Genomic DNA, 12855 nt, shown 5'->3' with positions numbered 1-12855 from the left:
TCAGGATATCAATCACATTTATTGTGCGGCGATCTGGGTCGCCGGAGCGGCGTCCTTCACATCGTGATCGACATGGCTTTCGAACTTCTCGAAATTGTTCACGAACATATCGACAAGTTTTTGCGCCTGTGCGTCGTAAGCTGCCTTGTCAGCCCAGGTCGAACGCGGATCGAGAATGGACGTATCCACGCCCGGCACTTCAACCGGCACGGCGAAGCCGAAATTCGGATCAGTACGGAATTCCGCATTGTTGAGCGAACCGTCGAGCGCTGCTGCAAGAAGCGCACGGGTAGCCTTGATCGGCATACGCTTGCCGGTGCCATAAGCGCCGCCCGTCCAGCCGGTATTGACCAGCCAGCAATCGACCTTGTGTTCGGCGATCAGCTTGCGCAGCAGATTGCCATATTCCGATGGATGGCGCGGCATGAATGGCGCACCAAAGCAGGTCGAGAACGTTGCTTCAGGCTCGGTCACACCCTTTTCCGTACCGGCAACCTTGGCGGTGTAGCCAGACAGGAAGTGATACATGGCCTGCGCAGGCGTAAGCTTGGCAATCGGAGGCATGACGCCGAAGGCATCAGCGGTCAGCATGATGATGTTCTTTGGCTGACCGCCCTTGCCCGTCGATGATGCATTCGGGATGAAGTCGAGCGGATAGGCGCAGCGGGTGTTTTCAGTCAGCGATACGTCATCGAAATCCGGCTGGCGGTTTGCATCCAGCACGACATTTTCCAGCACAGTGCCGAAGCGCTGCGTGGTTGCGTAGATTTCCGGCTCGGCTTCAGCTGACAAACGAATGGTCTTGGCATAGCAGCCGCCTTCGAAATTGAAGACGCCATCTTCGCCCCAGCCGTGCTCGTCATCACCGATAAGCGTGCGGGTCGGATCAGCCGAAAGCGTGGTCTTGCCAGTGCCGGACAGGCCGAAGAAGACAGCCGTGTCGCCGTTCGGGCCTTCATTGGCAGAGCAATGCATTGGCATGACGCCCTTGGCAGGCAGAAGATAGTTGAGCGCGGTGAAGACCGACTTCTTCATTTCACCAGCATAGGAAGTGCCGCCGATCAGCACAATCTTGCGGGTGAGATCGACCGCGATCACCGTTTCGGTGCGCACGCCATAGCGTGCAGGATCGGCCTTAAAGGAAGGCAGATCGATAATCGTCATTTCAGGCACGTAAGAAGCAAGCGCTGCTTCTTCCGGACGGATCAGCAAGTTGCGGATGAACAGCGAATGCCATGCATATTCAGTGACAACACGCGCGTTGATCTTGTTGTCTTCGTCAGCCCCGCCGATGAGATCCTGTACGAAAAGCTCCTTGCCCTTCGCATGTTCGATGAAATCGGCATAGAGAAGCTCGAAAGCCTCAGGCGTCATTGGCTTGTTGTTGTCCCACCAGACCTGATCTTCGGTGTTTGCATCGCGAACCACGAATTTGTCTTTTGGCGAACGGCCAGTGTGCTGGCCTGTTCTAGCAACAAGGGCTCCTTGCGCTGAAAGCTCTGCTTCGCCACGGCGAATAGTCTCTTCATAAAGCCGGGCCGGTCCAAAATTATAAAAGACTGCGGACAGTTCCTTCAATCCTGAAGTGGCAATGGAAGCGGCAGTATTGTGAATGCCGATCTCTTTCATGGTCTCTCCGCCATCTGGTTCTAAAGTTTGTTGGCCCGGTTCATTTTAATCCGGGATGGCAGTCAGAAACAGATTAATTAAATCAAATCAAATATTTAATCGATTTAAAAAAATTGAAACTTTTTTAAATCGTTTAATCTTCACGTTATCGGGTGTATTTTTCATCGAGAACAATTCCCGATTGCATTAACCAAGGAAAAGGAATCGCAGCAGGGCATGGATGGTTAGTTGAGCGGCTGCCACATTTTGTACCTAATTTGTACTGCACAAGCGGCATGACTATTATACTATTGATTTGTCAGGCAGCTGGAACCACTTCTTAGGTAACTGACAAAGAGAATTTGCAGACGAGACGCCAGAAGGCGTTCGGTTATTTCTGCCGCTGCCGTGATCGGGGCGGTTTAAAAAGGAGAAGGTCCGCATGAAGGAAGCTTCGGCAACGCAGACAATTGCGCTGGTCGACGATGACCGCAACATTCTGACCTCCGTTTCCATTGCTCTGGAGTCGGAAGGCTATCGCGTGGAGACCTATACCGATGGGGCTTCCGCTTTGGATGGCCTGATGGCGCGTCCACCGAACCTTGCAATCTTTGATATCAAGATGCCGCGCATGGATGGTATGGAACTTCTGCGCCGCCTGCGCCAGAAGTCTGACCTTCCGGTCATCTTCCTGACGTCCAAGGACGACGAAATCGATGAATTGTTCGGCCTCAAGATGGGCGCTGACGATTTCATCACCAAGCCGTTCTCGCAGCGTCTTCTGGTCGAGCGTGTGAAAGCCGTGCTGCGCCGTGTTGCGGCGCGTGATGGCACCGCAAAGCCGACCGGCCAGCAGGCCAAATCGCTGGAACGTGGACAGCTGGTCATGGATCAGGAACGTCACACCTGCACCTGGAAAGGTGAGCCGGTAACGCTTACTGTGACCGAATTCCTCATCCTTCATTCGCTTGCACAGCGCCCCGGTGTTGTGAAAAGCCGTGACGCGCTGATGGATGCGGCTTATGATGAGCAGGTCTATGTGGATGACCGTACCATCGACAGCCACATCAAGCGCCTTCGCAAGAAGTTCAAATCGACCGATGACGATTTTGAGATGATCGAAACGCTCTATGGCGTCGGTTACCGCTTCCGCGAAGCGTAATATGAAGTTATGAGAGCGCCGGGCCATTAGAGGCCCGGAGGCTTATTAGAGCATTTCAAGCAAAAGTGCGAAGCGGTTTTGCGTCGGATAATGCGATAAAAACAAAGAGATCGAGCATTCCCCATGATTCATTCTGAATAGGAAATGCTCTAAGAAAGTAAGATTGAAGCGACATGGTCGCCGAAACCCGGAAAGACAGTGCCGTTACCATGAGAGAACGCAGGGCGCGGCGGCAACGTTCGCTTTTCCTGCGTCGTCTTTTTGCGCCCTTCAGCCGGTTTCTGGGTCAGTTTCTCTTCTCAAGCCTGACGCGCCGTATTCTCTTCCTCAATCTTGCAGCCCTTGCCGTGCTTGTTTCCGGCATTCTTTATATGAACCAGTTCCGCGAGGGGCTGATCGACGCCAAGATCGAAAGCTTGCTCACGCAAGGCAAGATCATTGCGGCAGCTATATCTTCATCCGCAACGGTTGATACCAATTCGCTGATGATTGACCCGGAAAAGCTTCTGGAGCTTCAAGCGGGACAAAGCATTACGCCTTCGCCCGATTCTCCGGATAACTGGGAATTCCCGATTAATCCGGAAAAAGTCTCCCCGATGCTGCGCCAGCTGATTTCACCGACCAGTACACGCGCCCGCATTTACGATCATTACGCCAACCTTCTGCTTGATTCCCGCTCGCTCTATGCCCCGGCTTTCGCGTCTGGCGGTCCGGTTTTCCGTTATGATCTGCCAGCAATCGAAGAAGATGAACCGAGCGCCTGGGAACGCTTTACCGGTTGGTTCTCACGTCTGTTTTATGGCGGCGGTCTGCCGCTTTATCAGGAACAGCCAGGCGGTAATGGCCTCGCCTATCAGGAAATCGTTCGTGCGCTGACCGGCTCTCCGCAAACAGCACAGCGGCGTAACCAGCAGGGCGAATTGGTCGTTTCGGTGGCAGTGCCCATCCAGCAGTCGCGCGCTATTCTGGGCGTCCTTTTGCTTTCGACCGAAGGTGACGATATCGACAAGATCGTGCAGGGCGAACGCATGGCCGTTTTCCGGGTCTTTGGCGTTGTGGCCGCGGTCATGGTTATCCTGTCGCTGTTTTTGGCGTCGACGATTGCAAGCCCATTGCGGAAGCTGGCGGCTGCCGCCGACCGTGTGCGTCTTGGTGTTAAGAGCCGTGAGGAAATTCCCGATTTCTCCGAACGTCAGGACGAAGTGGGGCATCTTTCGACCTCTATCCGCGCAATGACCGACGCGCTTTATACGCGCATCGAGGCGATTGAGAGTTTCGCAGCTGATGTGAGTCACGAGCTGAAAAACCCCCTCACCTCGCTGCGCAGTGCCGTTGAAACGCTGCCGCTCGCCAAGAACGATGATTCGCGAAAACGCCTGCTGGATGTGATCCAGCATGATGTGCGCCGCCTGGATCGCCTGATTACCGATATTTCTGATGCCTCGCGTCTGGATGCAGAGCTCGCGCGCGAACATTCCGACCGCGTCGATATGAAGACGCTGCTCAACAGTCTGGTCAATGCTGCGCGCGAAGTTCGCCGCAACAAGGTTGGTACAGAGATTGTATTCAATACGGGCAAGTTCCCGGCGGGCAAGAAGGGCTTCTTCGTTGCCGGTCACGATCTGCGTCTGGGACAAGTCATCAGCAACCTGATCGAAAATGCGCGTTCTTTCGTGCCGGAAGATACGGGCCGCATTGAAGTTACCCTGACTGGTGAAGGTGGCCGTTTGCGTGTTCTGGTTGAAGATAACGGCCCCGGTATTCCGATTGAAAATATCGAGCGTATTTTCGAGCGCTTCTATACTGATCGCCCCGCATCGGAAGCTTTCGGTCAGAATTCGGGTCTTGGACTGTCGATCAGCCGCCAGATTATTGAAGCTCATGGTGGTACGCTGACAGCAGAAAATATCATTGATGCGGATGATCCGGATCAGATGAAGGGTGCCCGCTTCATCGTCGATCTTCCGGCTAGCGCGTAATTTAGACATGACACCCGAACAGGAAAAAAGCGGCCTCCATGCAACAACTGTTCAGTTGCAGGGACGCGGTGTCATGCTGATGGGAAAATCCGGTGCCGGAAAGACAGAACTCGCCCTCACCCTGATTGAGCGCGCCAAGATGAGCGGCGATCAGGCTTGTCTTGTTGCCGATGATCGCACGCTTCTGCATGTCGAGGGTGAAAGACTTGTCGCGAGTGTTCCCGATGCGCTCGCCGGAGGGGTTGAGATTCGCGGTGCAGGTCTGTTCACTGTTGCTTATGTGAAACAGACGCCGCTTGATCTTGTGGTCATGCTGGTTGGACGCGATGAAGCCGAGCGTTATCCCAGCGGTGAAAAATGGCAGTTTGACGATATTGAGGTGCCGCGTCTCTTACTGCCTGCGCTGTCGTCAAATGGCGATTCCAACGCGCTTTCCCGGGCTATAGAGGCCAGTCTCTTCTACAAGACTTGGCCGTGACAATTCGAGTGATTATATAATTCATAAGAATCCAAAAGACGTGCCTAACGCTGCGGCATTTTGCTTTTTTCAAGGCAGAGCTGAAATTTTTCACTTGATATCAAGATTTGCCCTGCCAAGATGCACAACTCGTCGGCTAGAGGCCGGCAGGGTTTTTGTGCCATCTGCGCCTTTGGCGGGTTCAAGCGGCGGGTACACGACAGGAGCTTTTAAAGTATGATCGGACTCGTGCTTGTTACGCACGGAAGGCTGGCCGAAGAGTTTCTCCATGCGGTTGAGCATGTGGTTGGCCCGCAAGACAATTTCGAGACCGTATGTATCGGTGCCGAAGATGACATGGAACAGCGTCGTCGCGATATTGTCGATGCCGTTGATCGTGCCGATAATGGCAGAGGTGTCATCGTTCTGACGGATATGTTCGGCGGCACACCGTCGAATCTGGCTATTTCGGTGATGGAAGAAGGCAAGATCGAGGTGATCGCTGGTGTGAACCTGCCGATGCTCATCAAGCTTTCAAGTGTTCGTATTGGTGGAGACATCAAGACGGCACTGCGCGAAGCGCAGGATGCGGGGCGTAAGTACATCAATGTTGCAAGTCAGGTTCTGACAGGAAAGTAGTCCATGCATCCAACCGTAGCCGTTACCGGCGAATACGATGCCGATAGCGCCTCGTCCCGGTCTTTCGAGATCGTCAACAAGCGCGGTCTTCACGCCCGCGCATCGGCTAAATTTGTGCAGCTCGTCGACGGTTACAACGCTCATGTCCGCGTCAGCAAGGACGGAATGACTGTTGGCGGCACGTCGATCATGGGTTTGATGATGCTGGCAGCCTCCCCGGGCTGCTGCATCGACGTTCGCGCATCTGGCGAACAGGCTGACGCCGTGCTCGATGCACTTCAGACACTTATTGCCGATAAGTTCGGCGAGGAGTGCTGAGTCTCCGGGCGTTCCGCTGCTTCTCAATCAATTGATATAGACACATAAAGATTTCTTTATGTTGCGTTGTGCTGTGCGTGCTGATCTGCTAATCAGAACGCCAGCCGAAGCCCTTTCGCATCCTTTTGGGCTTCTAAACAAATTTGATTGGAGCAGATGATGACCGCAAGTCAGGATTTTGTCGTCAAGGATCTCGGTCTTGCCGATTGGGGCCGCAAGGAACTCGATATTGCTGAAACCGAAATGCCGGGCCTGATGGCCGCGCGCGAAGAATTCGGCAAGTCGCAGCCGCTCAAGGGCGCGCGCATCTCCGGTTCGCTGCATATGACGATCCAGACCGCCGTGCTTATCGAAACACTGAAGGCGCTCGGCGCCGATGTGCGCTGGGCTTCCTGCAATATTTTCTCGACGCAGGATCATGCAGCGGCAGCGATTGCAGCCACCGGCACGCCGGTTTTCGCCATCAAGGGCGAAACGCTTGAAGAATATTGGACCTATACCGACAAGATCTTCCAGTGGACGGATGGCGAACCATCCAACATGATCCTCGATGATGGTGGCGATGCTACCATGTATATCCTGATCGGCGCGCGCGCTGAGGCTGGCGAAGACGTTCTTTCCAAGCCTGAAAGCGAAGAAGAAGAAGTTCTGTTCGCTCAGATCAAGAAGCGTATGGCTGAAACTCCTGGTTTCTTCACGCGTCAGCGCGATGCGATCAAAGGTGTGACCGAAGAAACCACCACAGGCGTCAATCGTCTTTACCAGCTGCAGAAGAAGGGCCTCCTGCCCTTCCCGGCAATCAACGTCAATGACAGCGTCACCAAGTCGAAGTTCGACAACAAGTATGGCTGCAAGGAATCGCTGGTTGACGGCATCCGTCGCGGTACCGACGTCATGATGGCTGGCAAGGTTGCTGTCGTTTGCGGTTATGGCGACGTTGGCAAAGGCTCGGCTGCATCGCTCGCTGGTGCCGGTGCCCGCGTGAAGGTCACGGAAGTTGATCCTATCTGCGCACTTCAGGCTGCAATGGACGGCTTTGAAGTCGTAACGCTCGATGACGCAGCTTCGACCGCTGATATCGTGATCTCGACGACCGGCAATAAGGACGTCATCACGCTCGATCATATGCGCAAGCTGAAGGATATGGCCATCGTCGGCAATATCGGTCACTTCGACAATGAAATTCAGGTTGCAGGACTGCGTAACCTGAAATGGACCAACGTGAAGCCACAGGTCGATCTGGTTGAATTCCCGGATGGCAAGCGCATCATCCTTCTCTCGGAAGGCCGCCTGCTCAACCTCGGCAACGCAACAGGCCATCCAAGCTTCGTTATGTCGGCTTCCTTCACCAATCAGGTTCTGGGCCAGATCGAACTCTTCACGCGTACCGACGCGTATAAGAATGAAGTCTATGTCCTGCCAAAGCACCTCGATGAGAAGGTTGCACGTCTGCATCTCGACAAGCTCGGCGCCAAGCTGACTGTGCTTTCTGAGGAACAGGCCGCATATATCGGCGTAACGCCGCAAGGCCCATTCAAGTCGGAACACTACAGGTATTAATTACCCGTTAACCATACTGCTACATCTTGTAGGTCGGGCATCTTTACGTTGCCCGGCCTTTATTTTTGCGTGCAACACGCTTCACGCGGATTCACGGTGAGGGTATTGTGAAGACGAATCAATGTGTTTTGACGGGTGTTTGCGTTGGGCGTTTTTTGCCGGTTCAGGCGAAAGACGGGCGACCTATTCATCCTCGAAACATGTCTGGCTTTCAGCATTGTGGCGATGCGAGAGAGCTGGAATGAAGAATTTTGAAATACGGGAGCCCTCTTTTTGAGGATACTTCCGGGCGGCGGAGACAAGGGAAATATGCCAGAGACCGGCTCAACGGGGAGCTTGCGGAGCAAATCCGCATACAGCGCAGGCAGGCACCTGAAAGCATCGCTTTCATTGGCTGCAAGCCCTCTCAAACGGGTTGTTCTCAAGGCTTCAGTTTCCTTTGCCGCACTGGTTGCGGCTGTTCCGGCATTTGCACAAGGCGCTGAAAATTCCGCACGTATCGAATTGCCTTTCGGTGGCAGCGTCGGTGCTTTTGAAGTTATCCAGTTTTCGATGTTTTTGGGCGCCATGGGCGCAGCCCTGCTCTCGGCTGGCTGGCTTATCCGCGACCGCTCAAAAATTGCGCATCAAAACAATGATTTGCGCTCACGCCTCTCGGATATGAATCTGACCGCGCAGCGCAATGAAGCGTTGCTTAATCTCAAAGATCAGCGTGCAGTCGTCTGGGATGCCCATGGCGCGCGTGCCGATGTGGTCGGGCAACTGCCGTTTGATAGCGGCGCGCCGCAGGATCGCTCGCATTTCCTCGCTTTTGGTCGCTGGCTGCGTCCGCAATCGGTTGCCGAGCTTGAACGCGCGGTTTCTGCGCTGCGCGAGCAGGCCCATGCTTTCGATCTGACGGTCGAAACCAGCAATGGCACCCTGCTCGACGTCTATGGCCGCACTTCCGGTAGCTTTGCTATCGTGCGCTTCCTTGGTCTTCAGGGCGTGCAGGCCGAGCGTGCAGCGCTTCAGGCACAGAACCGCGAGCTATCAGAAAAACTGGCTTTGTTGCGTCATCTGCTCGACCGTCTTGAACAGCCGGTCTGGGTGCGTGGCACCGACGGGCGCATGGAATGGGTCAATGCCGCCTATGCGCGGGCTGTGGATGCTGTTGACGGTACACAGGCAACGTCCGAGCGTCGCGAACTCTTTGGCGCACAGGCGCGTCAACGTTTGGAACGCGACCGGTTTGCAGAGCCTGATCTTTATGAAAAACTGCCTGCCGTCGTGCGTGGCGACCGCCGCATTTTTGATGTGACGGATGTGAGTGCGGAGGCAGGTTCTGCTGGTCTGGGCTTCGATCTCAGTGAAGTCGAGCAGATCCGCGAAGAATTAAGCCGTACATTGAAGAGCCATGCCGAGACGCTCGATCAGCTTTCAACCGCTGTGGCGATCTTCGATCCGGATATGAAGCTGCAATTCTTCAATCAGGCTTTCGTTTCGCTCTGGTCGCTCGATACAGCCTGGCTTGAGACACATCCGAGCAATACGCTGCTGTTTGATCGTCTGCGCTCGGAAGGCAAGCTGCCGGAACAGCCGGAATGGCGCAAATGGAAGGATTCCATGCTTGCGGCCTACCGCGCTGTCGAGCCGGAAGAACATATGTGGCATCTGCCGGATACCCGTATCCTGCGCGTGGTTGCCAATCCGCATCCGCAAGGCGGCGTGACGTGGTTCTTTGAGAACATGACCGAGAAGTTCGAGCTTGAAGGCCGTTACAACACGCTGATCAAGGTACAGGGCGAAACGCTCGACCATCTTGGAGAAGCCGTCGCCGTGTTCGGCTCCGATGGCCGTTTGCGCCTTTCCAATCCGTCTTTTGCCGACCTCTGGTCGCTGCCTGCAGCCATCACCGTTGAAGGCACGCATATCTCAACCATTTCCAAGCTCTGCGGCCAGCGTGGCGGCGATGGCATCTGGGACGATTTCGTTTCCTCTGTCACCGGCTTCCTGGATGAGCGCAACGGGCGCATGGGGCAGGTTGAACTTGATGACGGTGTGATCCTTTCCTATGCGGTGGTGCCACTGCCGAAAGGTCAGACGATGCTCACCTTCATCGATGTCACCGATACGGTGCGCGTTGAACGGGCGCTCAAGGAAAAGAACGAAGCGCTTTCGCTTGCCGATCAGATCAAGAACGACTTCGTGCAGCATGTGTCTTACGAGCTGCGTTCGCCGCTGACAAACATCATCGGCTTTACCGAGCTGCTACAGACACCGGCCTTTGGCTCGCTCAATGAGCGCCAGCTGGAATATCTGGATCATATCGGCACATCGTCTGCCGTGCTTTTGACCATCGTCAACGATATTCTCGATCTGGCAACGGTCGATGCAGGCATCATGCAGCTCGATATCGATGATGTCGCTGTCATGGATGAAATTTCGGCTGCGGCAAAGCGTGTGAGCGAGCGTCTGCAGGAGCATGACATCGCTCTCAATGTCGATATTGCCGATGATGTGGAAACCTTCAGAGCCGACGCCAATCGCGTGCGTCAGGTGCTGTTCAATCTCCTGTCCAACGCCTCCAATTATGCACCGGAAGGTTCCACTGTTTCGCTGCAGGTTGTCCGCGAAGGCACGGATATTCTGTTTGCCGTGCATGATGACGGTCCGGGGATGCCGGGCGATGTGCTTGATACTGTGTTCAAGCGTTTCCAGGCCTATCAGAACGGCGGTCGCAGACGCGGCGTGGGGCTTGGCCTTTCCATCGTGAAAAGCTTTGTCGAACTGCATGGCGGTCGCGTGGAAATCGAAACCGGCGCAGATATCGGAACCACCGTTATTTGTCGCTTCCCGGCGGAAGCGCGCAGCTTCCGTGTTGCCGCCGAATAAGGTAAACGGGGCTTTATGAGCACCCCAATCAGTAGCCCGATAACCCGTCTTGAATTGTTCCTGCCCGATGAGGCTGCGACCAAACGTTTTGGCGAGGATTTCGCCTTGGCGCTGGTCAAAGGCGATCTCGTTACTTTATCGGGCGATCTTGGCGCTGGTAAATCCTCGCTCGCACGCGCTGTCATTCGCGCGATTGCCGATGATGAGGGGCTTGAGGTGCCAAGCCCGACATTCACGCTGGTGCAGAGCTATGAGGCGCTGCGCTTGCCCGTCGCTCACGCTGATCTTTACCGGATTTCGCATGGCGAAGAGCTGGATGAGCTGGGACTTCTCGAGTTTCTCGAAGATGGTGTTGTGCTGTCCGAATGGCCGGAACAGGCGGAAGGTTTTCTGCCAGAGCCGAGCTTTGCCGTCACATTAACCCACGAGGGGGCGGGGCGGCGCATTGTAATTAGCGGGACAGACGCTGCGATTTCGCGTATTGAGCGCACGCTGAGAATCCGCACTTTCCTGGAAAACAACGACCGGGCAGGGGCCACACGCCGCTATTTGCAGGGCGATGCTTCACCGCGCAAATATGAGATTATCGACAGTGCTCACGGCGTTGAAATTCTGATGAATGCGCCCGCGATGCCCTATGATCCGCCATTGCGCAACGGCAAGTCCTATCGCCAGCTTGCGCATATTGCAGAGAATATTCAGGCTTTCGTGGCCATTGATGATCTGCTTGCGAAAAATGGCCTGCGCGTGCCGCAAATGCGCGCTGTCGATATTGATGCAGGACTGCTGATCCTCGAAAATCTTGGGCTTGAGGGTATCAGGGCTCCATCGGGTGAGCCGGTGGCTGAACGCTATGAAGCGGCTGGACGGTTTCTTGCGCATCTTCATGGGGTTCAGTGGCCCGACCATGCGCCTGTTGCAGGCTATCCAGATCACATCATTGCACCTTTTGATCGTGATGCGATGATCATGGAAGTGAGCCTTGTCGGGCAATGGTATGCGCCACGCATGATGGGCCGCAAGCTGACTGATGCAGAAGCGCAGGCTTATGAAGCGGCATGGGACAAAGTTCTCGACGCTATTGCGGATTGCGAGAAAAGCCTGCTGCTGCGTGATTATCATTCGCCAAATCTGTTCTGGTTTGAGGATGCGCAAGGCGCAAACAAGATTGGCACGATCGACTTTCAGGACGCGATGATCGGCCCTGCTGCCTATGATGTCGCGTCGCTGGCGCTTGATGCTCGCGTGACGATTACGCCGGAGCTCGAAAAGGCAGTGGTGGATGCCTATTGCGATGAACGCCGCAAGCTTGGCCATGTGTTTGACGAAGCGGCTTTCCGCATGGCTTATGCCGCCATGGGTGCGCAGCGCAACGCCAAGCTGCTGGGTCTGTTCGTGCGGCTTGATGAACGTGATGGCAAGCCGCATTATCTCGCGCATCTGCCCCGCATTCACGACTATCTTAGCCGCGTCCTAAAGCATCCGGTCATGGCGCCGGTCGCCCGCTGGTTTGATGATCTCGCATTGCTGGAGAAACAATGACACGTCCTGATACAGCGATCATGCTTGCAGCAGGTCTTGGCAAGCGTATGCGCCCGATTACCGTAACCATGCCCAAGCCGCTGGTTAAGGTTTCCGGCAAGCCGCTGATCGATTGGGGCTTGGATGCGCTGGCGGGTGCAGGCGTTGAGAATACAATCGTCAATGTTCATTATTTAGCCGACCAACTGATCGACTATCTTGGCAGTCGCTCAAAGCCGAAAATCACGATCTCCGACGAGCGTGATCTGCTGCTCGATTCTGCAGGTGGTATCGTGAATGTGCTGCCACAGCTTGGGGGTAAGCCGTTCTACGTACTCAATGCTGATACATTCTGGGTTGGTGATGAGGCGCAGCCGAATATTTCGGCGCTGGCGCATGTCTGGGACGATGCCCGGATGGATATTCTTCTCATGACGGCGAGGCTCGATCAGGCAACAGGTTTTGAAGGTAAGGGCGATTTCGTTGCGGATGAAGAAGGCCGCTTGCGCCGTCTGCGTGATGTCGCGGGAGACCCGGTCATCTATGCCGGGGCAGCAGTCATTCATCCGCGTATTTTTGCCAAAGCCGAGCCGGGTGTTTCATCGCTCAATCGCTATTTTGATGAAGCCATTGTAGCCGGACGTCTTTATGGTATGCCCATGACCGGGCATTGGCTTACGGTGGGAACACCGGAAGCAATCGGCGAGGCGGAGGCTGTGCTTTCCGCAATTGCGTAA

General features: G+C 54.9%; 10 protein-coding genes. 9 read left to right on the top strand and 1 reads right to left on the bottom strand.

Annotation, left to right across the window (positions count from 1 at the left end; translation table 11 throughout):
* Positions 1-18: 18 nt before the first annotated feature.
* Entirely contained in the window at positions 19-1629 is a 1611-nt protein-coding gene (locus tag ABWV94_RS06515) for a phosphoenolpyruvate carboxykinase (protein ID WP_112804490.1), read from the bottom strand.
* Positions 1630-2050: 421 nt separating this feature from the next.
* On the opposite strand from ABWV94_RS06515, the gene ABWV94_RS06510 reads away from it, so the two are divergent.
* The 9 genes from ABWV94_RS06510 to ABWV94_RS06470 all read left to right on the top strand — a co-directional run bounded on the left by ABWV94_RS06510 (position 2051) and on the right by ABWV94_RS06470 (position 12855).
* Positions 2051-2770: a response regulator transcription factor gene (locus tag ABWV94_RS06510; protein ID WP_007872489.1), complete on the top strand. Its 720-nt coding sequence runs from the start codon at positions 2051-2053 to the stop codon at positions 2768-2770.
* Positions 2771-2943: 173 nt separating this feature from the next.
* Positions 2944-4749 (top strand): sensor histidine kinase, encoded by a 1806-nt coding sequence (locus ABWV94_RS06505; protein WP_064322243.1) that lies wholly within the window; start codon positions 2944-2946, stop codon positions 4747-4749.
* Positions 4750-4756: 7 nt separating this feature from the next.
* The gene (locus tag ABWV94_RS06500) at positions 4757-5227 is read left to right on the top strand and encodes an HPr kinase/phosphorylase (RefSeq protein WP_353412850.1); all 471 of its coding nucleotides are present in this window, start codon (positions 4757-4759) and stop codon (positions 5225-5227) included.
* A 216-nt stretch (positions 5228-5443) separates the two neighbouring features.
* Positions 5444-5845, top strand: coding sequence for a PTS sugar transporter subunit IIA (locus ABWV94_RS06495; RefSeq protein WP_007872512.1), 402 nt, complete (start codon positions 5444-5446; stop codon positions 5843-5845).
* Between the two features lie 3 nt (positions 5846-5848).
* A complete protein-coding gene (locus ABWV94_RS06490; protein WP_007872515.1) occupies positions 5849-6163 on the top strand; it encodes an HPr family phosphocarrier protein in 315 nt (104 codons plus the stop codon).
* A gap of 159 nt (positions 6164-6322) precedes the next feature.
* On the top strand, positions 6323-7723 hold the full coding sequence (gene ahcY, locus ABWV94_RS06485; RefSeq protein ID WP_007872530.1) for an adenosylhomocysteinase: 1401 nt from the start codon (positions 6323-6325) through the stop codon (positions 7721-7723).
* 309 nt (positions 7724-8032) lie between these two features.
* Entirely contained in the window at positions 8033-10597 is a 2565-nt protein-coding gene (locus tag ABWV94_RS06480; protein WP_007872535.1) for a sensor histidine kinase, read from the top strand.
* 15 nt (positions 10598-10612) lie between these two features.
* Positions 10613-12139, top strand: a complete 1527-nt coding sequence (gene tsaE / locus ABWV94_RS06475) for a tRNA (adenosine(37)-N6)-threonylcarbamoyltransferase complex ATPase subunit type 1 TsaE (RefSeq protein ID WP_502905152.1) — start codon at positions 10613-10615, stop codon at positions 12137-12139.
* Positions 12136-12855 (top strand): nucleotidyltransferase family protein, encoded by a 720-nt coding sequence (locus ABWV94_RS06470; RefSeq protein ID WP_007872540.1) that lies wholly within the window; start codon positions 12136-12138, stop codon positions 12853-12855. Before tsaE ends, ABWV94_RS06470 begins: the two co-directional genes overlap by 4 nt.

This window comes from Brucella sp. NBRC 12953 (assembly GCF_040369775.1).
Classification (GTDB): Bacteria; Pseudomonadota; Alphaproteobacteria; order Rhizobiales; family Rhizobiaceae; genus Brucella; species Brucella pseudogrignonensis.
The sequence above is the reverse complement of the archived record's forward strand: the minus strand, read 5'-3'. Positions and strand labels throughout refer to the sequence as shown.